The sequence below is a fragment of the Bacillus sp. FSL K6-4563 genome, from assembly GCF_038630405.1.
In the GTDB taxonomy this organism is placed as follows: Bacteria; Bacillota; Bacilli; order Bacillales; family Bacillaceae; genus Bacillus; species Bacillus pumilus.
The window spans coordinates 2124710-2149569 of sequence record NZ_CP152030.1; the positions used below are offsets into that span (position 1 = coordinate 2124710).

Annotated in this window: 28 protein-coding genes, 1 pseudogene and 1 riboswitch; of the genes and pseudogenes, 4 read left to right on the forward strand and 25 right to left on the reverse strand. The window is 41.6% G+C overall.

Annotation, left to right across the window (positions count from 1 at the left end; all coding sequences use genetic code 11):
- Positions 1 to 251: 251 nt before the first annotated feature.
- The 12 genes from MHH54_RS10570 to MHH54_RS10625 form a co-directional block, all read right to left on the reverse strand.
- Positions 252 to 2033 carry an ATP-binding protein gene (locus MHH54_RS10570; protein ID WP_106028748.1) on the reverse strand — a complete coding sequence of 594 codons (1782 nt, stop codon included), beginning with the start codon at positions 2031 to 2033 and terminating at the stop codon, positions 252 to 254.
- A complete protein-coding gene (locus tag MHH54_RS10575; RefSeq protein WP_003215596.1) occupies positions 2030 to 2752 on the reverse strand; it encodes a response regulator transcription factor in 723 nt (240 codons plus the stop codon). The genes MHH54_RS10570 and MHH54_RS10575 overlap by 4 nt, the downstream gene beginning before the upstream one ends.
- An 87-nt stretch (positions 2753 to 2839) precedes the next feature.
- Entirely contained in the window at positions 2840 to 4018 is a 1179-nt protein-coding gene (gene ccsB, locus MHH54_RS10580; protein ID WP_003215668.1) for a c-type cytochrome biogenesis protein CcsB, read from the reverse strand.
- The gene (locus MHH54_RS10585) at positions 4002 to 5681 is read right to left on the reverse strand and encodes a cytochrome c biogenesis protein ResB (protein WP_106035407.1); all 1680 of its coding nucleotides are present in this window, start codon (positions 5679 to 5681) and stop codon (positions 4002 to 4004) included. The genes ccsB and MHH54_RS10585 overlap by 17 nt, the downstream gene beginning before the upstream one ends.
- 1 nt (position 5682) lies before the next feature.
- Positions 5683 to 6213, reverse strand: coding sequence for a thiol-disulfide oxidoreductase ResA (locus tag MHH54_RS10590; RefSeq protein ID WP_003215793.1), 531 nt, complete (start codon positions 6211 to 6213; stop codon positions 5683 to 5685).
- 90 nt (positions 6214 to 6303) lie between these two features.
- A complete protein-coding gene (gene rluB, locus MHH54_RS10595) occupies positions 6304 to 7038 on the reverse strand; it encodes a 23S rRNA pseudouridine(2605) synthase RluB (protein WP_034620508.1) in 735 nt (244 codons plus the stop codon).
- A 137-nt stretch (positions 7039 to 7175) separates the two neighbouring features.
- The gene (locus tag MHH54_RS10600) at positions 7176 to 7712 is read right to left on the reverse strand and encodes a spore maturation protein (protein ID WP_003216139.1); all 537 of its coding nucleotides are present in this window, start codon (positions 7710 to 7712) and stop codon (positions 7176 to 7178) included.
- 4 nt (positions 7713 to 7716) lie between these two features.
- The gene (locus MHH54_RS10605) at positions 7717 to 8304 is read right to left on the reverse strand and encodes a nucleoside recognition domain-containing protein (protein WP_003215919.1); all 588 of its coding nucleotides are present in this window, start codon (positions 8302 to 8304) and stop codon (positions 7717 to 7719) included.
- On the reverse strand, positions 8292 to 9443 hold the full coding sequence (locus tag MHH54_RS10610) for a D-alanyl-D-alanine carboxypeptidase family protein (protein ID WP_003215903.1): 1152 nt from the start codon (positions 9441 to 9443) through the stop codon (positions 8292 to 8294). The genes MHH54_RS10605 and MHH54_RS10610 overlap by 13 nt, the downstream gene beginning before the upstream one ends.
- A 113-nt stretch (positions 9444 to 9556) precedes the next feature.
- Positions 9557 to 10036 carry a YpuI family protein gene (locus MHH54_RS10615; RefSeq protein WP_003215803.1) on the reverse strand — a complete coding sequence of 160 codons (480 nt, stop codon included), beginning with the start codon at positions 10034 to 10036 and terminating at the stop codon, positions 9557 to 9559.
- A gap of 113 nt (positions 10037 to 10149) precedes the next feature.
- A complete protein-coding gene (scpB, locus tag MHH54_RS10620) occupies positions 10150 to 10743 on the reverse strand; it encodes an SMC-Scp complex subunit ScpB (protein ID WP_012010428.1) in 594 nt (197 codons plus the stop codon).
- Positions 10733 to 11491 carry a segregation/condensation protein A gene (locus tag MHH54_RS10625; RefSeq protein ID WP_050943826.1) on the reverse strand — a complete coding sequence of 253 codons (759 nt, stop codon included), beginning with the start codon at positions 11489 to 11491 and terminating at the stop codon, positions 10733 to 10735. The genes scpB and MHH54_RS10625 overlap by 11 nt, the downstream gene beginning before the upstream one ends.
- A 208-nt stretch (positions 11492 to 11699) precedes the next feature.
- Between MHH54_RS10625 and MHH54_RS10630 the strand changes: the two genes are divergently transcribed.
- Both MHH54_RS10630 and MHH54_RS10635 read left to right on the forward strand, forming a co-directional pair.
- A complete protein-coding gene (locus MHH54_RS10630; RefSeq protein ID WP_012010430.1) occupies positions 11700 to 11792 on the forward strand; it encodes a YjcZ family sporulation protein in 93 nt (30 codons plus the stop codon).
- An 87-nt stretch (positions 11793 to 11879) separates the two neighbouring features.
- Positions 11880 to 12404, forward strand: coding sequence for a DUF309 domain-containing protein (locus MHH54_RS10635; RefSeq protein WP_342500247.1), 525 nt, complete (start codon positions 11880 to 11882; stop codon positions 12402 to 12404).
- Positions 12405 to 12428: 24 nt separating this feature from the next.
- Here MHH54_RS10635 and MHH54_RS10640 read toward each other — a convergent pair whose 3' ends face one another.
- From MHH54_RS10640 to MHH54_RS10670, 7 genes and pseudogenes are all read right to left on the reverse strand, one after another.
- A complete protein-coding gene (locus tag MHH54_RS10640) occupies positions 12429 to 12782 on the reverse strand; it encodes a GNAT family N-acetyltransferase (protein WP_003215830.1) in 354 nt (117 codons plus the stop codon).
- Positions 12783 to 12895: 113 nt separating this feature from the next.
- Positions 12896 to 13360, reverse strand: a complete 465-nt coding sequence (ribE, locus tag MHH54_RS10645; RefSeq protein WP_342500248.1) for a 6,7-dimethyl-8-ribityllumazine synthase — start codon at positions 13358 to 13360, stop codon at positions 12896 to 12898.
- Positions 13361 to 13435: 75 nt separating this feature from the next.
- Positions 13436 to 14014, reverse strand: a pseudogene (gene ribB, locus MHH54_RS10650) (3,4-dihydroxy-2-butanone-4-phosphate synthase); the annotation flags it as partial.
- 11 nt (positions 14015 to 14025) lie between these two features.
- A complete protein-coding gene (gene ribE / locus MHH54_RS10655) occupies positions 14026 to 14676 on the reverse strand; it encodes a riboflavin synthase (protein WP_106028742.1) in 651 nt (216 codons plus the stop codon).
- 254 nt (positions 14677 to 14930) lie between these two features.
- Positions 14931 to 15072: riboswitch (FMN riboswitch) on the reverse strand.
- A 106-nt stretch (positions 15073 to 15178) separates the two neighbouring features.
- Positions 15179 to 15523, reverse strand: coding sequence for a hypothetical protein (locus MHH54_RS10660; RefSeq protein WP_003215701.1), 345 nt, complete (start codon positions 15521 to 15523; stop codon positions 15179 to 15181).
- 224 nt (positions 15524 to 15747) lie between these two features.
- Positions 15748 to 15981 (reverse strand): DUF2164 domain-containing protein, encoded by a 234-nt coding sequence (locus MHH54_RS10665; RefSeq protein WP_003215556.1) that lies wholly within the window; start codon positions 15979 to 15981, stop codon positions 15748 to 15750.
- A 209-nt stretch (positions 15982 to 16190) separates the two neighbouring features.
- Positions 16191 to 16772 carry a TetR/AcrR family transcriptional regulator gene (locus MHH54_RS10670; protein WP_340989710.1) on the reverse strand — a complete coding sequence of 194 codons (582 nt, stop codon included), beginning with the start codon at positions 16770 to 16772 and terminating at the stop codon, positions 16191 to 16193.
- Between the two features lie 250 nt (positions 16773 to 17022).
- Here MHH54_RS10670 and MHH54_RS10675 point away from each other — a divergent pair, with 250 nt between their 5' ends.
- Entirely contained in the window at positions 17023 to 18285 is a 1263-nt protein-coding gene (locus MHH54_RS10675) for an MFS transporter (RefSeq protein WP_340989712.1), read from the forward strand.
- 38 nt (positions 18286 to 18323) lie between these two features.
- Here the strand turns inward: MHH54_RS10675 and MHH54_RS10680 are convergent, their stop codons facing one another.
- The gene (locus tag MHH54_RS10680) at positions 18324 to 18761 is read right to left on the reverse strand and encodes a peptidylprolyl isomerase (protein WP_003215505.1); all 438 of its coding nucleotides are present in this window, start codon (positions 18759 to 18761) and stop codon (positions 18324 to 18326) included.
- A gap of 321 nt (positions 18762 to 19082) precedes the next feature.
- Between MHH54_RS10680 and MHH54_RS10685 the strand changes: the two genes are divergently transcribed.
- Complete coding sequence (locus tag MHH54_RS10685; protein ID WP_003215933.1) at positions 19083 to 19967, forward strand: DUF1002 domain-containing protein; 885 nt, start codon at positions 19083 to 19085, stop codon at positions 19965 to 19967.
- Between the two features lie 38 nt (positions 19968 to 20005).
- Here the strand turns inward: MHH54_RS10685 and lysA are convergent, their stop codons facing one another.
- From lysA to spoVAD, 5 genes are all read right to left on the reverse strand, one after another.
- Complete coding sequence (gene lysA / locus MHH54_RS10690; protein WP_003215489.1) at positions 20006 to 21331, reverse strand: diaminopimelate decarboxylase; 1326 nt, start codon at positions 21329 to 21331, stop codon at positions 20006 to 20008.
- 116 nt (positions 21332 to 21447) lie between these two features.
- Positions 21448 to 22920 carry a spore germination protein gene (locus MHH54_RS10695; protein WP_003215696.1) on the reverse strand — a complete coding sequence of 491 codons (1473 nt, stop codon included), beginning with the start codon at positions 22918 to 22920 and terminating at the stop codon, positions 21448 to 21450.
- On the reverse strand, positions 22874 to 23482 hold the full coding sequence (locus MHH54_RS10700) for a stage V sporulation protein AE (RefSeq protein WP_003216039.1): 609 nt from the start codon (positions 23480 to 23482) through the stop codon (positions 22874 to 22876). The genes MHH54_RS10695 and MHH54_RS10700 overlap by 47 nt, the downstream gene beginning before the upstream one ends.
- A 6-nt stretch (positions 23483 to 23488) precedes the next feature.
- Positions 23489 to 23839 carry a stage V sporulation protein AE gene (gene spoVAE / locus MHH54_RS10705; protein WP_003215479.1) on the reverse strand — a complete coding sequence of 117 codons (351 nt, stop codon included), beginning with the start codon at positions 23837 to 23839 and terminating at the stop codon, positions 23489 to 23491.
- Positions 23839 to 24855: a stage V sporulation protein AD gene (spoVAD, locus tag MHH54_RS10710; RefSeq protein ID WP_003215736.1), complete on the reverse strand. Its 1017-nt coding sequence runs from the start codon at positions 24853 to 24855 to the stop codon at positions 23839 to 23841. The genes spoVAE and spoVAD overlap by 1 nt, the downstream gene beginning before the upstream one ends.
- Between the last annotated feature and the right edge of the window lie 5 nt (positions 24856 to 24860).

The following is a 24860-nucleotide window of genomic DNA, read 5'->3' on the forward strand; positions in this document are numbered from 1 at the left end:
TCTTTCGAAAAGAAGTGTTAGATTGTTGACAAAGTGCTAAAATGATGTTTATTTTAGCACTTTGTCTTCTTTTCAGCGTGATAGAAAACCTTTGAAGTCTAGGAAGGGCGAGCACTGGCGCGGAGCGAATTGAACATTCGTGAGCACCAGCGCGCAGACCTGACAACGAATGCGAGGGTTTGTCTACACGCTGACACTTCTTTTTCTTTCGAAAAGAAGTGTTTCTCATGTAACAAGATTCTTCGTCAGGATTAGACGAGTTCCTGTTTTTTTCTCGGAATATAAAATGTAAAGTGTGTACCAGTACCCGCTTTGCTATGTGCATGAATGGAGCCTTGATGTGCTTCTACGATATTCTTCACAATCGCAAGACCAAGTCCAGTACCAGAACGCCCTCTTGTTCGTGCCTTATCCGCTTTATAGAATCGTTCGAAAATAAATGGCAAATCCTCTTCCGGGATTCCGCTTCCTGAATCTTTCACATCCATTTTCAAACCGCTTTCCACCGATTGAACCGAGAAGTGAACCTCTCCGCCTTCTGGTGTATGACGAATGGCGTTATCAATAAGATTCGTAAACACCTGCTCAATTTTATCCGGATCGAGTACAAAGTACGGTTCATCCACTTGAATGTCATATGTGAGATCAACTTGCTTTTCTTTTGCTATACCAAGAAACTTGCGGTAAATCTTCTCGGTCAGCTCTTCTGTATCTGTTGATTCAAGATTCAGTGTAATATGGCCAGCTTCCATTCTCGCTAGGTCTAGAAGGTCATTCACAAGACGTCCCATTCGAAGTGATTCGTCGTAAATAATTTGCGCAATCTCTTTCTTTTCCTCTTCTGAGCCAGCAATATCATCTACAATTGCCTCACTATATCCTTGCAGCATAGCAATTGGAGTACGAAGTTCATGACTGACATTGGCAATGAAGTCTTTTCTCAGCTTATCAAGTCTTCGTTCCTCTGTCATATCACGAAGGACCGCAACTGCTCCCCTAACGTCCTGCTGATTATAAAGCGGAGACATGAGAAGAACCCAAGTACGTCCTTGCAGTGTGACTTCAATCATTTGCTCTTTTTCCGTGCTGACGGCTGTATGAAACAATTCTCGCGCTTCTGGAGGCAGTTCATCTCCATCTTTGATCTTCATATTTTGCTCGTAATACCATGCCTGCAAGAATCGTTCTGCAGGAGGATTCGTCATGAGGATCGTTCCATCAATATTGATGGTGATGACACCATCAGCCATACTGCTTAAAATATTGGACAAATGCTCTTTTTCTTGATTTAAAGCTGTGATATGAAATTTAAGCTGCTTGCCCATTTGGTTAAAGGCGATGGCCAGTTCTCCAATTTCGTCTTGCGTTAATATAGGAATCTTTGTATCAAATTTCCCTTTCGCCAGATCCTGCGCTCCCTCTTTCATCTTTCTAAGAGGATAGGTGACACGTGTTGATAAGAAGAACGCGAAAATAGTGGTCAGAACAATGGCAATTCCGGCTGCTAGGAAGATATAACGCGTCGTATGTTTTGTTGTTTGCTCTACAGCGAGTAATGATTGAGAAAGAAAGACCATGCCTTTTTTTCCGTTTGCCTCAAATGGAACACCGACGACTATTCGTTCATCTTTATGATTGCCTGCATTTGGTTCTGCACGTTTACTGATTTTTTTACGACCTTTTAGCGCTTGATTCAAATCACTGTCTGCTTCAATTTGTTTCTTTGTAATCGCAGGAAGCTTCCCGTCTTTTTCAGACGAGTACCACTCTAGCCCGTCCTCTTGGATAATCGCAATACTCGTCAATTTGTCAGCAAGCTCTGATGTAATCGACCTTGCGAGTGATTGATCGTCATGGCTTTCTAAAATGACCGCCACTTTATTTGCCATTTGCGTTAAATCTGACTTTGCTTCTTCTACATGGTAATTTTCAATGAACTCTAAAAGAAGCACGGTTAAAATAGATAAAACGATGAGGACGAGGAAGAGAATGGTTAACCATAGCTTTCCAACGACACTTTTCCACAGTTTCATTCAGCGCCGACCTCAAATTTGTACCCGACACCCCATACCGTCACGATTTTTTTCGCAGCTTCTGGTGACACTTTATTCAGCTTTTCGCGAAGTCGTTTGACATGAGTATCGACTGTTCTCAAGTCTCCAAAGAATTCATACTGCCATACTTCTTTTAACAGCTTCTCTCTGTCATAAACCTTATCCGGTGTTTTCGCAAGGAAATATAAAAGCTCATATTCCTTCGGCGTGAGACTGACTTCTTTGCCATCAGCTGTCACTCTATGCGCGTCGTGATCAATTGAAAGATGAGAAAACACAAGGACGTCTTTTGTTGTTGTCCCAGTATTGAGATAAGACGTTTGAGAAGATCTTCTGAGCAATGCTTTCACACGTAAAACAACTTCACGCGGGCTAAAAGGTTTGACGATGTAGTCATCCGTACCTGCTTCAAACCCTTGCACGCGGTTGGCTTCTTCTCCTTTTGCCGTCAGCATAATGATTGGGGTCGCTTTTTTGTCTCGAATTTGATTACACACTTCGATCCCATCTGTACCAGGCATCATTAAATCGAGCAAAATGAGGTCATAATCTGTTTGGAGTCCTTTTTGAATGGCTTCATCTCCATTTTCCGCTTCATCGATTTCATAATTTTCACGTTCTAAATACATTTTTAAAAGGCGGCGAATTCTTGCCTCATCATCTACGACTAATATTTTCGTTTGAGTTGTGTGTTCCATTAGACAATCCTCCTGCTTTCTCCGTTGTTACATTCATTTTAACAAAAAGCCGAATCGATTCATAAAAAGTTGGTCTTTTTCATGTGATTATGCGTAAGAATGAAGCCCTGCAATCACAAGATTGACAAAGATGAGATTGAACATAATGATGGCGAATCCGATGACAGCTAACCAAGCGGACTTTTCGCCATGCCAGCCCCTGGATAAGCGAAGATGAAGGTAGGCTGCATAAAAGAGAAACGTAATTAATGCCCATACTTCTTTCGGGTCCCAGCCCCAGAACCGAGTCCATGCAATTTGCGCCCAGATCATTGCAAAAATGAGCCCGCCTAACGCAAATACAGGGAAACCAATGGAAACAGCCCTGTATCCAATTTCATCGACTAAATCTAGGTTCACCTGTTTCACGAGCGGTTGAAGCAGAGCACTCAGTCGTTTCCGAATGATCAAGCGAATCAGTCCATACAAAATCAGCCCCGTGCCGAATGACCATAACACCGTATTGACCTTTCTTCCTGAAAAAACAGGCGGCAAATCAATAAACGGTTCCAAACGATCTTGCGTCACAAGCTCTCCTTTATGAGGTCCAACTAGAGCTGGCAGCTCATAGACCATCACACTTTCCTCTTTATTTTTATCGACCCAATTAAATTTCGCTTCGTATCCTGTCATTCTAAAGATGGACGTGACTGCGATAAATGCAAGTGTCACAACAATCATAAACATGACAAGCTCTAAACCAAATGTCTTCTTACCTGGTTTTGTTTGATCGACATGCTTTAATAAGAAGATGACACCTGCCACAAAGCTGATCGCTAAAATAGCTTGCCCTAGTGCTGCTGTTGTCACGTGAATATAAAGCCAATTACTTTGTAATGAAGGAATTAGCGGTGATATATCAGATGGGAACATACTTGCATAGGCAATAATCAATAAAGCGATTGGAAGTGTAAATAAACCAAGTACCGACACTTGATACACAAAATATAAAATGATGAATGCGAGCACAAGCATCATGCCAAAAGCCGTTGTGAATTCAAACAAATTACTGACTGGTGCATGACCAGACGCCATCCACCTTGAAATAAAGTAGCCAAATTGACTTAAAAAACCGATGATGGTGAGCGTAATACCGATAAGTGCCGCCTTATTTCTGCGCGGTCCATCAACTTTCTTTTTTCCTTTAATGGCACCACCAAAAAAAGGAACTGCCGCTAAATACAATAGAAAAGCTGCAAATAACAGGTTTTCACTGACTGCTGCCATCTAATCCTTCCCCCTTGCTTTTGCTGATACTTGTTGTATCAGGCAGTTCTTTTTGATCAACTGGCTGTTTGATGCCACTGTCACTTAGGATCACGCCAAGATCAGACTTTAACCCAAACCAGTTTTTGTTTGTGTGTCCTGCCACAAATACTTTTCCATCCTTTGCAGACAGCCAAATTCTTCTATGCTGCCAATACATCCCCTGCACGACACCAATCATGAAGATGATCCCGCCTACGATGAGCACCCCAAGAGTTAAATCTTTTCTCACCGTCAATCCCGTGACGTTTTTCGTTTCCACTCGATCAAACTTCATTTTATATAGGTTATTATCAGAGCCCTCTACTGTCTCTTGAATCGCCACAAAGCTTTTTTCACCTTTAGGCTTTTCAGGAGAAACCATTTCAAACACGAAAGCAGGATTATTCGGATTCCTTGTTTTCGTACTCGGCGTTCCATCATCGTCAAAATAAAAATCAGGGAGATAGCTCATCACTTTGACTTTGTAACCGCTACCAAGATCATATTCTGACTTAGGCTCCAGCAGTTTAATCTTCACTGTTCCGAAAGATTTTTCAGTATCTTTACGAATCAGCTGAAAGACCATTTGATCGAGTTCATTTTGTTTAAAATCCACTTGATATAATGAGAAATGATCAAACTTGAGCGGTTCGTTCACTTTAATATCATGTTCTGATACCTGCTTCAGCTTGGGCTTTTCACCAAACACAACTTCCCCTTCACGTTTGTATAAAGTGGCATCGGTTTTATAACTTTTCACTACTTGACCGTCGCCAGCTCTTTCAATCGCATTCTCAAACACTTCTTTTTCATTTCCAGTTTCATAGCGGTCAATTGAAAACGCATTATTTTTCAAAAAATATTGACCATCTGTGCCTGGAATTGGGGCAGTTTCACCCTCTCTAACCCACAGCGTTTCATCCACATACATGCCTGGGACAAACCGGAGCATCGATCCAATGAGAAAGATGATTAATCCAATGTGATTGACGTAAGGGCCCCAGCGTGAAAAGCGGCCTTTTTCCGCTAAAATATGTCCGTTTTCTTCTCGCACGCGGTAACGCTTTTGTTTCATTGCTTTCTTGATGCCTTCATATGTATGCTGATTTAACGTTTTGTCTGTCTCACTGAACAGACGCTGTCTTCTCATAAAGCCTTCTTTTTTAATAACCCCTTGGTTTTTAAGTGCTCGATAAAGAGGAATAACCCGGTCGAGACTACAAATGACAAGGGAGATTCCGATGGATGCAACTAAAGCTAAAAACCACCAAGAATTATAAAGATCATGGAATCCAAGTGTGTAATACAGCTTGCCAAACGACCCATATTGCTCTTCATAATAGGTGGAAGCAGATGCACCTGGCGGAATAAATCGCTCCTGCGGAAAAATCGTTCCTAATGAGGAAGCAAGCAGTGTGATGACAATCAGCCACACACCCACCTTAACGGAAGAAAAAAAGTTCCATACTTTATCAACAATCGTTTTGTTGTATGTTTGCGAGCGTCTCGCACTGCCGTCATATCTCATATCAAGCAGCTTTGAAGAGTTTTTCTCTTTAGCCGCAATAGGATTCCCGCAGGATTCACATAAAACAGTACCGATTGGATTAATATGTCCACACTCGCATTTTACCTCTTTCATTCTATGACCCCTTTGGTTTAATCAAATTCATATAATCATAGACATTACGTTCTGTCATGGTTCCCTTTATGACTTTGATTACCTTGCCTTCAGGATTAATTAAAAATGTGGTTGGCAGCGGCGTAATATCATATGCCTCTGTCACTTGACGATCCTTGTCCATGGCAACAGGAAAATTCACGCCATAAGATCCCATAAAATTTTTCACGGCAATATTGGATTCTGCAACATTGACTGCAACAATTTCCACACCGCGATCCTTGAACACTTCATATTGATTTGCCATGTAAGGGAATTCTTGTTTACATGGACCACACCAGGTCCCCCAAAAATTAAGAAAGACACCTTTGCCTTTTAAGTCCTTTAATTCAATCCGTTCCCCATCCACAGATTGAAGGACAAAGTTTGGCGCAATAGATCCTTCTTTGACCCGATCCTGTTTGGCAAATACTGAGTTATACATGGTATAACATAGTGCAGCAAGCATCACGAGGAGAATGCCCGTCCGTATGAAAAACCGTCTTTTTTTCATCTGAAGTACCCCTTCCCCATAGACATTCAGGTAAATTATAGCATTCTCCTTCTTTTGATGCTTCTTCATTTTTTGAAGTTTATGTGAAAATTAAAAAGCGCTTTTCCCGTGATCTGCAATTGCTCTCAGGCGCTTTACTTCATGCGGTGTTAATTCTCTGCGGTCTCCTGGTCTCATGCCTTCAATATGAAGGAACGCATATTGCTCTCTTTTTAGCTTTAACACATCATGACCGATCGCTTCAAACATGCGGCGCACTTGTCTGTTTCTGCCTTCATGAATGGTTAATTGAACGATAGATGTCTGCTTTCGTTTATCGATAGAAAGCATCTTGGCACGAGCACGTGCAGTCTTTTTATGATCTAACATAATCCCTTTTTCTAGCTTTCTAAGCAATTCCTTTGATGGGATGCCTTTTAGCTTCGCTGCATATGTTTTATCAATTTCGTATTTCGGATGCATGAGCTTATGGGCAAATTCCCCGTCATTTGTTATTAAAATCAAACCGCTCGTATCATAATCTAAGCGGCCGATTGGATAAAGGCGCTGCGGGACGTCATCAAAGAAATCTGTGACAACCTTACGTCCTTTATCATCCTCGGCAGCTGAAATGACGCCGCGCGGTTTATAAAGCATAAAGTAAACCGGTTCTTCTCTTTCAAGCTTTAATCCGTTGACTTCAATTTTATCTGAAGAGCCCACTTTTACTCCGAGCTCTGTCACTGTTTGACCATTAACGGTAACTCGTCCTTCTTTAATTAATTCTTCTGCCTTTCGTCTAGAAGCGACGCCGGCATGTGCAATTACTTTCTGTAAACGTTCCATTTTGTCTTTCACCTCATGTACTATCTTACTTGCTTGACTTAAAACAAACAAGCATTCGTGGAAAAATAAGCGATTCGTCTGTTTAATTTCAGCTAAAAAGCAATTTTCCATCCATTGAAAGACAAAAAAGCGCCTCATTAGGCGCCGCTAAATAACAAACTGACGATGATGACAGATGCAATGATGCCAATGAGGTCCGCTAACAGACCTACTTTCAGCGCATCTCCCATTTTTTTTATACCGACTGCCCCAAAATAGACCGTTAAAATGTAGAGAGTGGTATCAGTTGACCCTTGCATGACAGCTGCGAGCTGTCCTATAAAAGAATCTGGTCCATATGTCGCAATGAGGTCTGATGTCATCCCGAGTGCAGCTGTGCCAGATATTGGACGAATAAACGCAAGCGGCACTACTTCTGCCGGGAAGCCGATCGCTGTAAACACGGGTTTTAACAGTCCCATGACAAAATCAAGCGCACCAGACGCGCGGAATATCGTAATGGCCACGAGCATGCCGACTAAATAAGGAATGATTGAAAAGGCAATTTGAATACCTTCTTTCCCGCCCTCAACAAATGTTTCATAGGTCGGTACCTTTTTAATGGTTCCCGCAATTAAAATTCCTGCGATGATCAGTGGGATCAAAGCAAGTGACAGCCAGTTAATAAATGACACGAGATCACCCCCGCCTGCTTCTGCGATAGTGGAAATAGCGATCAATGAGAATGGCACCAATGCCTGAAATGAGTGTCGCCAAAATGGTTGGCCCTACAATGTCTGTTGGCTGATCTGCACCATATGTCATTCTAATTGCAATGACGGTTGTTGGCACGAGTGTGATAGAGGATGTGTTGACCGCTAAAAATGTAATCATGGACCGGCTTGCTTCATTTTTCCCACCGTTTAATGCTTTCATCTGCTCCATTGCCTTAATCCCAAGCGGTGTAGCGGCATTCCCGAGACCAAAGAAATTCGCCATCAGATTGGACAAAATATATCCCATCGCAGGATGGTTAGGCGGAATATCCGGAAATAGCTTTGAAATAAAGGGACGGCACAATTTACTAAAGAAATGTAACAAGCCTGCCTCTTCTGCAATCTTCATCAGCCCGAGCCAAAAAACGAGGACACTAATCAGACCAATTGAAATGGTCACTGCTTCCTTTGATCCCTTAAATACAGCTTCGTTTACTTCCTCCATCGTTCCGTTGAACATCGCGTACACAAGACCGATGACAGTGAGGAATACCCAAATTAGATTGACCATGAAGATCCGCCTATAGATGTCTGAAAGACAGACTTAAACATTTCTTGGAAGCTTTTTTGAGGCATTCGATTTCGTTTATTTTCATAAAAAATCGGTACTTGCTCGATCACCTGATCATCTAATAAAAACGTCATTTTCCCTACAACATCAGGGATGGCTTCGGCGTTTTTTTTCCACTTCTTTTGAGGAGTAAGCATTTCCGTTTCAATTTCTACTAGCTTTTTCTCATCTTCATTTAAAAAATAGTCCACATCACGTTTGATAAATGCCTTTTTTTCGTAAAAGGTTCCTTTTAATGAAGCGAGTCTTCCTTTTTCAGCAAGTACGTACGTTTTATAGTGATCAAATGCATATTCAAACATAGAGATATGATCCTTCCAATCATCTGGCGCATTAATGGTCACAGCGATCAGTGCCGCATCCCCTTTTGCCGCAGTAGAGACAAGTGTCCGTTTTGCAAGCTTCGTATATCCCGTTTTCCCACCAGTTGAATATTTGTATAATCCGGTGACCAGCTTGTTTTTATTTTTCCAATAGCCTTCCATCGTTTTTGCTTTATAGAAAGTCGTGCCTGCAATTTTTTGATATTGTTTATGCTCCATGGCGTATTTTGTTAAGATAGCCATGTCATAGGCTGATGAATAATGATGTTTATGATCATCGAGTCCATGCGGATTTTGAAAATTCGTATTCTCCATTCCTAGTTCAGACGCTTTTTGATTCATCATAAAAATAAATCCTTCTAAACTGCCGCCCACATGCTCTGCAATGGCAACAGCTGCATCATTTCCAGAACGCAGCATAAGCCCGTATGTCAAGTCTTCTAGGCTCACCTTTTGCCCTTCTTTTAAATAAATCGATGAGCCCTCTGCTTGAATCGCGCGCTTTGATACTTTGACGGTGTCTTTCATTTTTCCTGATTCAATGGCTAATACTGCCGTCATAATTTTCGTAATACTGGCGATTCTTCTTTTTTCATGCTCGTCCTTTCCAAATAGGACTCTGCCTGACTGTCCATCTATTAAAATGGCGCTTCTTGCACTCACCGATAATGACATATCTGCTTTGGCATGTGAGGAAAAGGGCAGTAAGAGTGTAAATAGAAGAAGGACTGCTGTTCCAATTTTTAAATAGGGCATGTTCATTCACGTCCTTGTCCGTTTTGTACAAGTGTATGCGCGGCTGAAAAAGTTATGATGCCTCGTCCATAAAAAAAAGCGTCTCTATATGTAGAGACGCTCCTTCCTCTTGCTTATACCATTTTCATTTGCTGATGAGATGTCGTATATTCTAGCTCTTCTCTCATCGCTAAAAAATCTTTTTCTAATGAAGAAAATAATCGTTTGATCTCAGCGGATACTTCATGGTGGAAAACAATGCTGCTCTTTCCTGTATATGCGGAACGGCTGTCTTCATACCATGTATCCTTTTTCGGCGTGAAAAACTCTTCAATACATTGATGATAAATACGGTGAAGCGTCTGCTGCGCGGCTTGCTGCGGGAATGTCTGCTGCTGGCTGATTTTCCTGCAAACTGCCGCTGCATCCTCGCTGTACACTGCAAGCTTCCGTAATGTATTCAATATGTCACAATAATAGGCTTCCGCTTCAGGGTTTAATCGTTTCATACTTGATAAGGTAGCTTCGTTCAGAAAACCATTCATTTCAGTTGCAACCTTTGATAAAAAGACGCCTGCTTGATCAACTTGAGCCTTTACATTCATATGTGCCATTTGTTTTGTGTTTACCTTCCCCTCATGGCTTTATGACCATTTTATCTGACATCAATAGATGTTAGACCTAAAATCTTTTTTATATTTTATCATACATTTTTCATTCTTTTGAACTATTTTATCTCTTCAAATGTTTGATTGAAGTTTTCAAAAAATAGATCAGCTTCTTCTTGTACACCATCTGCTTCCACATTCTCTGGAAGTGGCGGTAATTCATCCAATGCCTTTAAGCCAAACTGCTCTAAAAAGGTAGGTGTTGTCCCATAAAGAATTGCTCGCCCAGGGCCATCGGCACGTCCAACTTCACAGAGCAGCGCTTTGGCTACTAAACTATGGAGCACCCGCTCTGATTTGACTCCTCTGATTTCTTCTACCTCACTGCGTGTGATCGGCTGTTTATAAGAAACGATTGCGAGTACTTCAAGCGCTGCCTGAGACAAACCTTTGGATGGGGTCTCGACTAATTTTTTCAAATAAATGCTGTATTCCTTTTTCGTCAGCAGCATATATGAATCTGCATATTCAATGAGCTCAATTCCTCGTTCTTGTTTTTGATATTCTTCCTTTACGGCAGACATCATATCGAGTAACGCTACCTCTTCTACTTCAAGAACAGACATGAGCTGTTTTTTTGTTAAGCCTTCGTCACCTGCTGCATAAAGCAGCGCTTCTATGATGGCTTTCCAATTCACGATATCAAGCGTCATGAATCGTTTCACTCCCTATAATATAAATGTCTTCAAAGTTTCCTTCCTGCTCTAACATGATTTGATGACCTTTCATCAATTCAAGAACAGCAAGAAACGTCACGACAAGGTGCTCCTTTTGATCATGTTGAAATAGAGTCATGAAATTGGTCCGCTTTTTCGTTTTTCTTAAATGGTTCATAATCTCATTCATTTTGTCTTCAATCGGGATTTCTTGTCTTGTAATCCTAGATGGTGCTGGTTTCGTTATTTTCTTTCGGTTCAATACCTTTTGGAACGCACCTAACATATCATACACCGTGACATGCAGGTTTGTGTCCTTCGCTTCCGATTCTTTTGCAAATTCGCTTAAATCACTCGGAGGTTTTGTAAAGGCATTTTGCCTTTCTTCCTCGCGTTCCTTTAGTTCTTGTGCTGCATCTTTATACTTTCGGTATTCAATCAGTTTGCCAATCAGCTCTTCTCGAGGGTCCTCTTCCTCTTCAAGCAAGTCTTCATCAAATAGCTCTTCCTCTTGTTTCGGAAGGAGCATTCTGCTTTTAATACTCAGGAGGGTTGCAGCCATCACCAAATATTCACTTGCCACATCAAGTTCAAGCTCCCTCATGGTATGGACATATAATAAATACTGCTCCGTAATTTTAGCAACGGGAATATCATAAATATCAATTTCCAACCGGTTGATTAAATGTAAAAGTAAGTCCAATGGACCTTCAAACGAATCTATTTTCACCTGATATTCCAGCATTTTTTCTCACCATTTCTACTGTCTTCTAAGTACCGTTTCACCGGCTAACCTTTAGTATAAGACAGGATAAAGCTCTCGTCCAATATAATTTCGACCATGATGTCCTAGGCAAAATAAGAAAAACAGTGGTTTCGCCCATACCACTTAGGGCATTTATACATAGAATACCATTGTAAACAGAACTGATGAAAAAGGAGGCCGTATCATTATGGGAGATGGCTATAACTTTGGCGGAGGTTTCGCGCTTATTGTCGTGCTTTTCATCTTGCTGATCATCGTTGGCGCGGCTTGGGTTTATTAAAGAAACAGGGCGTCCTTTCACGAAGGGCGCTCTTTCTTCTTTTCTTTTCAATATGTTAGACTGAGAGTGGAAAAGGAGATGACCACTGTGTATCCTGAAGCGTACGTGGCTTTTTTACATGAATTTCATACGACAAGAGATTATTTTGAGTGTCATGAAATTCTTGAGGAATATTGGAAGGAAGACCCGCCTGAGCAGCGCAAAGAATATTGGGTTGGCTTCATTCAGCTTGCCGTTGCTTTGTATCATCAAAGACGGGGAAATGGAAAAGGTGCAAAACGGCTCATTTCAAATAGCCTTCACTTGCTGGAAGCAAACCGGCCCGTATTATCGAACCTCGGTCTGGATGATGAGGCGTTTCTCAAACTTCTGAGAACGCTGAAGAAGAAAATGGCTGAAGACATGTCATACGAAAGTGTGATGCTCCCGATTAAAGATGAAGCGCTCCTGTCTCTATGCCAAGAAATGGCTCAAAAAGAAGGACTGGTCTTTGGCCAGGAGAGCAACTTATCCCACACATTTTTGATCGAAAAACATAGACTGCGTGACCGGACAGATGTATTGCTTGAACGAAAAAAGCAAATCGAACGTAAAAAAAGCAGAGGACTGTAGCCTCTGCTTTTACATGTGTGATATTTAATTTGTTTCGCTGTGACACTTATGAAAGAAGCCTTGCGTTAATTCATTTGGAATGAGTGTTTTGGTTTTGAATACCTCTTCCACGGCTAAAACCATTTCCTTGCCGATTCCTTGATCTCGATGGGATGGATTCACACTAATATGCTCGATTTGTACTTGGTCGTCTGTTTTCAACACACCAATAGCACCTACGATATCCTCGCCATCTTTCCAAAGGAACAGCTGCCGATTTTCATCCATTTCATATGACTTCATCGTCTGCTGAAGCTGTTTGACGTCTTTCTCACCCGGCATGAAGGAGAGTAGCCCCATGGCAATTTTTTCAAAAGACCTCTTATAACGAATTAACATATATACCCCTCAATATTCAAATTATCCTTATGTCCAGCAAATGTCTCACGAATCATTTGCTCATCACACATTATAAACATTTTTATACCGTTTTTAAACTCTTTTTCACTAAATTAACGAAAGGTACGGTTGAGATTCGCCATTTCAATGGCAGCTACAGCCGATTCGCTGCCTTTATTTCCAGCTTTTGTACCGGCTCTTTCGATAGCTTGTTCAATGGATTCTGTTGTTAGTACACCAAAGATAATCGGTACCCCTGTTGACATGGCACTTTGAGCAATTCCTTTAGCTGCTTCATTACAAACATAATCGTAGTGAGTTGTTGCGCCCCTGATTACAGTTCCAAGTGTAATGACAGCATCATATTTCTCTGTTTCAGCTAGTTTTTTTGCCATGTACGGAATTTCAAAAGCACCCGGTACCCACACGACATCAATATCGTCACCGTTTGCTCCGTGTCTGAGCAATGTATCTTCTGCTCCGTCAAGCAGTTTACTTGTAATAAAGTCATTAAATCTCGCGACGACAATTGCAAAGTTTAATCCTTCTGCTACTACATGCCCTTGTATTGTATTCATATGTTGATCATCCTTTTTTGTGATTTTTTATTTTGTTTCGATAGCTGCTGTTTCTTTATTATTTAAATAGGTTTGCAATGCTTCTATTGTCAGCATCTTTAAACCGTGCTGTTTTTGGATTTCTTTTAGTTCTGGAACACGCGCCATTGAGCCATCTACATTCATGATTTCACAAATGACACCCGCTGGCTCTGAACCTGCCAGTTTCGCAAGATCTACCGCCGCCTCTGTATGACCTGGTCTTTCTAGTACGCCGCCTTCTTTTGCAATGAGCGGAAATACATGACCTGGGCGGGCAAATTCTTCTGGTGTTACGTCTTTATTTAACATGGCAAGCATGGTCGTAGAGCGCTCAAAAGCACTAATACCAGTCGTCGTTGTCACATGATCGATGCTCACTGTAAAAGCTGTATGGTGTGCATCTGTATTTTGTTGTACCATTGGATGCAGGTTCAGGTGTTTGGCAATCGACGCATGGACCGGTGTACAAATGAGACCTCTTCCATGTAAAGCCATAAAGTTAATCACTTCAGGCGTGGCATGCTCAGCAAGTGCCACAAAATCTCCTTCGTTTTCTCTGTCTTCATCATCCACTACGATAATGATTTCTCCTTCTTTCAGAGCGTTTACTGCTTCTTCTACTAAATGATACATACAATCGCCTCCTAGAATCCGTGCTCTTTTAAAAATGATGGGGTCAATCGGGATGGCTTCTTTTCGCCTTGTTCTTTTGTTAAAAAGCGATAGATGTATTTACCGATCATGTCACACTCTATATTCACGATCTCTCCCATAGATTTAGTCGGGAAAATAGTTCCTTCAAGCGTATGAGGAATAATAGAGACTGTGACGTGTGAATCTTGCAAATCGAAAATGGTTAAGCTGACACCATCTATTGCGATCGAACCCTTTTGTGCGAGCATATCTGTGAGGGTCTTGTCCATCTCTAAATCATAGTAAATGGCATTACTTTTCTTTTCTATTCGGGTAATGACTGCCGTCCCGTCAACATGGCCTGAGACAAAATGACCGCCGAATCGTCCATTCGAGGACATGGCCCGCTCTAAATTCACTGGACTGCCTGATGTCAGCTGATCCAGTGATGTCGCTTTGACCGTTTCTGGCATCACATCTGCTGCGAACTGTGCTTTTGTAAAGCTTGTGACTGTAAGACATACACCATTGATCGCAATACTGTCTCCGAGGTGAACATCTTCTAGCACACGGTTGCACTGAATGACAATTTCTATGGCATCTGCTGACTTTTTGCTTAATGACTGAACTGCGCCTACTTCTTCAATTATCCCCGTAAACATGTGATCCTCCCTTTCTTTTCATTTGTATTTCTCACTTTTTAAAAAAGCGATGTTAGGGACATGTGATCGATTGAGCACCTTCGTCGCTTTTTATGGTCCATACAAGGTAGATGAGGGATCACCTAATAAACACTGCATGCCGGTCTATTCACTACATGAACATACAGAAAGCCCCGGAAAAAATTCCGGGGCTGTGGCTTTTTTGCATCAGAAATAAAACTATGATCGACAAATATTTTTCGTTCATAGCTTTCTTTATCCTTCTCCCATCCAGACTTTCACTGTCGGCTTCAGCTTTTCACTGAATCAACCGTTAATAAATTAACGGGTCACGGGCTGTAAAGCATTTGCTTTATTACCGTCGGTCGGGATTTTCACCCTGCCCCGAAGGATACAATCGATATTTAGCTGTCCTTAGGGGCTATTATAGCGATCCTTGTTGTCAAATGCAACAATCAAGATTTCTCACAAAAAAAAGCCTCCTTATAGGAAAGGAGACTTGTTAATTAACGACTTTTACTACTTTTATAAGACCATCTATTCTCTTTTCATTACTAAAGTAGGCTTTAATACGATCACCTTTCTTCAAGTCGGCCACATCATCTTCGAACTTCTTTCCACTAAAAATGATTTTTGTGCCGTTTTTTGCTTGACCGTAATATTCATCTCCGTCAATTTTCGTAATGGTATATTCATAGATGGTATAATCTTTATCATTATTTGTTAAGCTTTCACCAATGGCTGTTGGCACATCTTCAATTTTCATGCCATTCATGTATAAATAACCTGCGCCTAAACAAAGCAGTAAAACAAATAAGATGGCCATTTTTAATTTAATTTTCCCCATATTTAGAACCTCCATCATCTGCACTTCGCCTATTTGTATGTTTTATTCCTTCTTTTGATGAAATAAAACCAAAAAAGCTGATTTCCATTAATGGTTACTTATATAACGATTGAGATGGACCTTTGGTTCCACCTTTTCATCATTACATATGATACGAATATGCGTTCTTTATTAAGGGGGTCTCTTTCCTCTTTATCAGTTAGCAAGGCGCACATTATTGATGATCATCTTTTTTCGAGTGCAAATAAATCTTCCTCTAACAATTGCGATCTCTGAACAGCGATGTTCCGGCTGTCACGAACCCCTTGATTATAATAGTAGCTTCCAAGGTTTTTTGTGATAAATTCTAGTATATTGATGGCTGCTAATTCACCAATTTCTTCTTCTCGTTCTTCGGCAAAGTAACGCTGAATGGCAATCATCATTTGATTTTTTTCTTCTTTTGTTAATGGTTTCAAATTATCTCCTGCTTTCTTTCAGCATGACCACGCTTTTTAGATTTGTACTGACAATGTGGCGACACCCACAAATGCGAATGTTTGTTCTCTTATCATATCACAAAATCGAATTTTGTCCACCACTGTCCTAAAAGAAAAAGCGTATTTTGATATTTAGTTCAAAATACGCTATCACTCTTATTGAAGGAGGATACCATAGCATGTTGTCATTATTTTAATATGGAAAGTATCGTCGCTACAGAATGATCTACAAATGAACGTTCTGGACGAGATTTCATGAGGACGGTCAGTCCTATGAAAGAAACGACCAGTGTTTGTGCTAAAGCTTTCGCATTCAGGCTACTTTTGAGCTCACCCGAGCGAATACCTTGAACAATTCTTTCTTCGAAAATGACGGAAAGATACATCTGATGCTCTCTTGTCAGAATTTCAAATTTCTCTTCGTGTGGCGCAAGCTCCACTATTGTATTGATGCAAAAACACCCTTTACTCGGACCATCTCTATATTCCTCTTCTACTAAATCTGCAAATAATGTATGAAATGCTTCCTTGACAGAAAGATTGTTTTGAAGTTTTGTTCGAATATGGGCAGCATGCTGCTTTGTGTATTTGCGTAATGCGGCCTCAAATAATTCCTCTTTATCTCCAAACGCTGAGTATAAACTTGGCCGCTGTATTCCCATTTTTTCAGTCAAATCACTTAATGTAGTGGCCCTATACCCCTTTTCCCAAAAAAGCACCATTGCCTCATCCAACGCTTTTTCCTTGTCAAATTCCCGTTGTCGAACCATCAGCAATTCCTCATTTCAACATTAAAATTTCTTCACAAAGTCAGGTATCTATTTTTTGATATTATTGTCTATTTGATTACCAATCGGTACATTATAATTTTATTTTATCGACGTATGATTGTCAAATTTCCTTCCTCTTTCAAGATGAAAGTATTGACTTTAAAATGTTTTGTTGGTTATCCTTAACAGGAATCATAATATACCGATCAGTATATTATACTTTTTAGTACAAAAGGAGACGAAGACATGCATGGTGAAAGAAAGAATCACTTCCATAGAACATCTTGATTTGGAAACGGCTCATTTACAAAACAAACCGAAGCAAGCGATGACTCGCTATATGGCTCTGCTTTATGCGTCAGCCTGCGGGATGGCAGTTGCAAACATATACTTTGCACAACCGTTATTAGACTCCCTCGCATCCGAGTTTGGCATCACCTATTCATCCATTGGTATCGTCATTACGATTACTCAGCTTTGTTATGCACTAGGACTGCTACTGATCGTACCACTTGGTGATCTGTTCAATCAAAGGCGGCTCATCATGGCTCAGATGCTAGTATCCGTGTTTTCTCTGATTCTAGTCGGCATCGCCCCTACTGCCACCGTCCTGTTTATAGGGCTGGCTGCCGTCGGCATGCTTGCTGTGGTCACTCAGGTACTCGTAGCGTTCGCAGCGACCTGGGCTGCTCCTGAAGAACGAGGCCGTATCGTGGGCTTGGTTCAAAGTGGCATTGTGATTGGTATTCTTCTCGCACGAACGTTTGCTGGTGTACTAACCGATCTCGCCGGCTGGAGGTCAGTCTATCTCGTGTCTGCGGTTATGATGCTCATCATAACCGCCGTGTTATACCGGTATCTCCCGCGGGCTGACAGCGAGAGAGCGTCAATATCCTATATGAAGCTGCTTGCTTCAATGTTTACATTGTTCAGACAAGAACAAATTCTGCGCATCCGAGGCATACTGGGTTTTCTGATCTTTATCGTGTTTGGTACGTTGTGGACTTCGCTCGTGCTGCCTCTCAGCAGCTCGCCACACAATCTTTCACATACAGCGATCGGTGCATTTGGTCTTGCTGGAGTTGCCGGAGCATTAGGCGCTGCCCGGGCTGGAAGCCTTGCTGATCGAGGCTTAGGACAATTAACAACTTGTATAGCCCTTGTCCTATTATTCGTTTCATGGTTTTTTATCTTTTTCACTGAATATTCACTCATTTTATTAATCATCGGTATTATTATTCTTGACCTATCTGTGCAGGCCGTACATGTGACCAACCAAAGTATGATTTTCACAGTGCTGCCTGAGGCGAGAAGCCGGCTCACTGCTGCTTATATGATTTTTTACTCCATCGGCAGTGCGACTGGTTCCATTGCTTCCACTAGCATATACGCAAACAATGGCTGGAGCGGAGTATGTTTATTTGGCGCCTCTGTTAGCGCTATTGCCCTTTTATATTGGTTCATCACCTACCGCCTCACGGAACAAATAACCGTAAAATCAGATTTAAAATAAAAAAACACCGCGTTTTAAGCGGTGTTTTGGATTAAGGATTAAGCATCGAAAACTTCGACTTTTTCCATTCCTTGGCCTTGTTCCATATCTAGAACAGCCTCGATACCAGATGTTACTTTACCAAAAACAGTGTGAACACCGTTTAAGTGCGGCTGCGGGTCATGGACGATAAAGAATTGGCTGCCACCCGTGTCTTTACCAGCATGCGCCATTGATAATGAACCTCTTTCGTGTTGATGTGGATTCCCTTCTGTTTCACATTTAATTGTGTAACCAGGACCGCCTGTTCCATTACCGTTTGGATCGCCACCTTGGCTTACGAAGCCTGGGATGACACGGTGGAATTTCAATCCATCGTAGAAGCCTTCATTCGCTAATTTTTCAAAGTTTGCTACTGTACCTGGAGCAGCCTCTGGGTATAGTTCAAACTCAAGTTTCTTACCATTCGTTAGTTGTATGTATCCTTTTTTTGCCATTTTTCACATTCTCCTTTCAGGTTAAACAACGCTCATTATAGCACATTTTCGGTCATGTTAAACATCCCCTGCTCTTTGATTGTGATTTACCTCTTTTCTTAGGATTGATACAATAGAAGAGCTTGATCCTTTTTTCCTATTAAATTGATGACAGAATGAGCAACAGGTCTTTATTTATTGGAAAAGGAAAACATCTTAAAAAGAAAATTGAAACGTCGAATCGATTTGTTACGTCTATATGATGGAGTACATTTCTTTACGTGTACTCAAAAGATGAGTTTCTCTTGAAAGAGGAACCCTTTCGACTTGAAGGAGGTCAACATGTTTAAAAAATCAATGCTTAGTATGATGGCAGCGCTCCTTTTCCTCATTGGTGCGCCAAAAGTCAGCTTAGCGGATGCAGCTGTCGGCGATGTCATCGTCACACTTGGGCAAGACTTAACTCCGGCTGATCGCCAAAAGGTGCTTGACGAGTTGAATCCACCTGAAAATGCGACAAAAATTGAAGTAACCAATAAAGAAGAGCATGAATATTTAGGAAAGTATATCCCCCGTTCTTCTATCGGGACGAGAGCATTATCATCTTCATCTATCACCATTGAAAAATCAGGTACTGGTTTGACTGTGGATACACATAACATCAAGACCATTACAGATGAGATGTATTTAAATGCTTTAATGACAGCCGGTGTCAAGGATGCCAAGGTTGTTGTGACTGCACCGTTTGAAGTTTCTGGGACAGCCGCACTGACAGGTTTATTAAAAGCCTATGAAGTGTCTAGCGACAAAGCCATTCCAGAAGATGTGAAGCAGGTAGCAAACGAAGAGCTTGTGACAACGTCTAAATTGGGTGACTCCATCGGGAAAGACAATGCTTCTGCCCTTATTGCAAAAATCAAGGATGACATTGCGAAAAATGGTGTCCCTAAAACAACAAAAGAAGTAGAAGAAAAAGTGGATCAGGCTGCTTCTGATTTAAACTTAAATCTAACGCAAGATCAAAAGGATCAGCTTATTTCTCTATTCGATAAAATGAAGAACATCAATATCGATTGGAACCAGGTAGGATCTCAAATCGATAAAGCAAAAGACAAGATTACGAAATTCATAGAATCAGATGAAGGGAAAAACCTACTTCAAAAGATTTGGGATTTCTTTGTCTCCATTTGGAACGCGATCGTCTCTGTATTTACTGGAGGTAAATAAGTCATTATAAAAAGCTGCCTGATGTACAGGCAGCTTTTTTACGTAGATGATTTCACTTTTGATTGATAAGGTAAATCAAGTTTGACAATGTCCGCATATGTTTCACGTTCAACCACAAGCTGCGCTTCCCCGTCTTCTACAAATACAACAGCCGGGCGCGGGATGCGGTTATAGTTATTTGACATACTGTAGCCGTAAGCTCCGGTACAAAAGACAGCTAATAAATCTCCTTGTGATAACTCTGGCAGATCGATATCCCAAATAAGCATATCTCCGCTTTCACAGCATTTCCCTGCAATAGAAACTGTTTGATTGTGCGATTGGCTCATTTTGTTGGCACTTGCCGCTTCATATTTCGCTTGATATAATGCTGGACGAATGTTGTCACTCATTCCCCCATCTACCGCAACATAATCGCGAATGCCAGGTACGTGTTTTGATGAGCCGATCGTATAAAGCGTTGTTCCTGCGTCACCAACAAGAGAGCGGCCTGGCTCAATCCAAATCTCCGGCATATCAAACTCATAGCGTGTCACGTTCTCTTTTACAGCTTGGATAATTTTCTCGACGTATTCTGTCGCAGGAAGTGGTTCATCTTCTTCTGTATAACGGATGCCAAAGCCGCCGCCTAAGTTTAACACGGTCGAAATAAAACCAAATGATTCTCTCCATTCATCCAGCTTCAAAAAGATCTTGTCTGCTGCAAGGACAAAACCAGCTGTATCAAATATTTGTGATCCGATATGGCAATGAACGCCTAACAGTTCGATCACTTCTGATCCAAGCACTTGTTTCACCGCTTCATCTGCTTGTCCATTGTGAAGGTCAAAGCCAAATTTGGAATCCTCTTGGCCTGTTGTAATGTAATCATGCGTATGCGCTTCGACACCTGGTGTGATACGGAGCAGCACTTTCACCTGTTTTGACAGCTCTTGACCAAGCTCTTCAATGAGCTTCATTTCGTAGAAATTATCTACAACGATACAGCCGATCTCGTGCTCTAACGCCATTTTTAATTCATCTCTACTTTTATTGTTGCCATGGAAATGAATTTTTTCTACCGGAAACCCAGCGCAAATGGCTGTGTGAAGCTCCCCGCCTGATACGACATCAAGAGATAATCCTTCTTCCTTGGCAAGCTGAAACATCGCGATGGAGGAAAATGCTTTACTCGCATATGCTACCTGCGCTTTTAACTCTTCTTCTATAAATGCTTTTTGAAAGCTTTTTGCACGCTCCCGTATTAAAGCCACATCATATACATAAAGTGGTGTCCCATACGTTTCAGCTAAAGAAACGGCATCAACACCACCAATTTCTAAATGACCGAGTTCATTTTGTCTGCAAGTGCCGTGTAAATACAATGTCATTCCCTCTTTCTCCGCCTCGGCTGAAAAAAGACAGCTGCGTGAGCTGCCTTTTTGCCGTTTCTCAAAGTTAAAAATACAATATCACAATCTTCAGCCACTTTCAATGAGCGTTAAGAATTTGGCGGAATTTTTGATCTGTTTTGAGGGTGAACAATGCTTGGCCTTACTTTTGAGCCAGGAACAGACGTCCGAATCAGCACTTGCCACAAAGCCTTCCCGTTAAAAGGAAGAAATGGCCACATATAAGGCGTCTGCAATGAACGAATGGATGTTAAGTAGATGAGTAACAACGTAAAACCAATGATGAGTCCATTCAGCTTAAAGATCGCCACGAGCGCTAATATGATGAGTCGTACAATCTTATTGGCGACACTCAGCTCATAGCTTGGGGTTGTAAATGTACCGATTGCCGCTAGTGAGACGTATAAGATGACCTCTGGTGTAAATAAACCGACATCAATGGCAATTTGCCCAATTAAAACAGCCGCAATCAGCCCCATGGCGGTCGACAATGCAGTTGGCGTATGAATTGCAGCCATCCTTAAAAATTCCACCCCAAAATCAGCTAGAAATACTTGTAAAATCACTGGAATATGGGACGGTTTGTTAAAGCCAATATAGCTTAAATGATCTGGCAGAAGACTTGGTTCAAGGATAAACAGAAACCAAATTGGTAAAAGAAACGTTGAACATAAAATGCCTAAAAAGCGTACCCATCTTAGGAACGTACCAACTGCAGGTGCTTGGCGGTATTCTTCTGCATGTTGAACGTGGTGAAAAATGGTGGTTGGCGTAATGATGACACTAGGAGATGTATCCGTAATAATGATGACATGCCCTTCTAGTATATGGTTAGCAGCGACATCTGGACGCTCGGTGTAACGTACAAGGGGAAAGGGATTGTATCCTTGTTTAATAATGAATTCTTCAATTGTTTTATCAGACATCGTCAGCCCGTCGACTTTGATTCCTGACACTTCTTTCTCTATGATATCGACAAGATCTGGGTCCGCAATATCTTCAATGTAGCAAACACATACATCCGCTTTCGAACGTTCGCCTACTTTGAGCATTTTGTATCTCAGTTTTTCATCTCGCACCCGTCTTCGTATAAGTGCTGTATTGACAATAATGTTTTCAACAAAACCGTCTCTTGCGCCCCGGACAACCTTTTCTGTATCCGGCTCCTCTGGCATTCTGCCAGGATAGCTTCTGACATCAATGATAAATGCGTAGTTTTCACCTTCAACTACAACTGCCACAAGGCCCGACAGCACTTGGTCTACCGCTTCATCAAGTGTTTCAACCTTTGAGACCTGCTGATTGACAAGACGATTCTCAATCACACGAGCCATGTCATCTGATTCAGGTTCGTTGTCATTGATTTCAACTAGCTCTTTTAATAAGTAGATGACATATTGTGTATCACACAGTCCATTTACATAGTAAAGTTGGATTTCCTGATCGTGTATATAAATTTTCCGCACACCAAGGTCAAAGCTGAGACCCATTCCGACATTTTCTTTAAAGTAATCTTCATTTTTCTTCGGATCTCGGTACACGTTTACCTTGTCTTTCTTCATGGAAACCACTCCTTTCTAAAATTAATTCAACTGCTTTCATTGTGATCGGAGATCCTTTGCTCAGATCATCTTTCCGTCCCATTTTGCCAATATCTCCAATTCCAACAACAAACGGCAGATCGAGCGAGTCAAGACAATACACGGTATCTCCGCTCATTTTATGAGGCTCCATTTCGGGAAGACCATGCTTGTCGACACCGTATTCTGTCAGTTCACCCTCCCGGTCAATGGAAACATGCACCTTTGTCCATTCAGCTTGATGCGTTTTGGATGCAACGGCGATCGCCCCAATGACTTCAATTTCAGGATGACGCGCCACATGCTTCATCGCTATCTCCCCTGTTCCTTCACCTGTCAGGCCAGAATCATCAAACATGACAAACACTGGATCATTCGGCGTTTTTAAAATCATCTGCACAAGTTCAGGTCCTGTTCGTTTGCTTGGATTTCCTTTTGAGCTGGAAATACATCGCCCACCGACATTTTTAGCAGCAAGCTCAATGGTTTTGGCAGCATATATATCTCCGTCTGTCACTAAAATGACTTTTCGTCTTTGCCCCATATTAGGTTATCCTTTCGGTTTAAAGATAAGAGCGATAATAAATGAGAATAAAATCGCAGCTGAAATTCCAGCAGAAGTTAATTCAAAAATACCGATCCCGATTCCGATGAACCCGTGTACATCTGCCTGATGCATCGCTCCATGAAGCAAGCTATGACCAAAGCTGACGATTGGTACGGTTGCGCCCGCACCCGCAAATTCAATAAATTTATCATAAATACCGAATCCGTCTAAGATGGTGCCCGCCACAACAAAGGTGGTCATGACATGTGCAGGCGTAAGTTTGAGTATGTCTAGTAAAAGCTGACCAATGACGCAAATAAGTCCGCCTGCAACAAAAGCGATAAGATAATCCATTAGCTCTCTCCTCCTGCACGCTCAAATACGACACCGTGCGCAATGGTTGGAATGGTCTCTTTTTGCTGGACCATCATTGGACTTAGAAGCGCTCCGGTTGCCACAACGAGTACTCTTTGCAGATTTCCTGCTTTCATTTCTTGAAAAATGTGACTAAATGTCACAACAGCTGAACAAGCACAGCCGCTCCCACCAGCGAATACATTTTGATCGGGTGTATAGATGATTAAACCGCAATCATCATGCTTTCTCCCAAGCTGAATGCCTTCTTCCTTCAGAAGATCCTTTAAGATTGGTGAACCAATACCAGATAAATCCCCTGTTAAAATCAGATCGTAATCGTCCACCGTTCTTCCGAGGTCTTCTAAATGCTGCTTGATGGTATCTGCCGCTGCCGGAGCCATGGCCGATCCCATGTCAAATGGATCTGTAATTCCAAGATCCATCACCCTGCCTACTGTAGCGCTTGTAATTTGAATTGGAGAGGTCTCCTGGCTAATAATAACGGCCCCGCTCCCAGTGACGGTACTTGTGGCTGTATCTGGCTTTTGTCCGCCGTATTCTGTTGGATTACGAAATTGGCGTTCTGCCGTTGCATTATGACTGCTTGTCGCTGCAATGGCTCTATTGGCAAAACCGCCATCAATGAGTGCAGACGCAATGGCGACCGATTCCATTGAGGTTGAGCATGCCCCAAACAAACATAGAAACGGGATTTTTAGTTCTCTCGCCACATAGTTTGCTGTGACGTTTTGATTAAGTAAATCTCCTGCCAGCAATAGATCAATATCGCTTTTTTGCAAATTTGCTTTTGATAAAGCACTGGATATCGCATCTTCCATCAGTTTTCTTTCAGCCATTTCCCAGTTCTTTTGATCACAATGCATTTCGTCATACGTTTTATCAATTAAATGACCAATCGGTCCTTCTTTTTCTTTCGGCCCTGCAGCTGTTCCCTCTGCATTGACGTAAAGCTTGTGCTCAAAAACCCAAGATTGTTTACCTGTTAGTTTCACGTTTC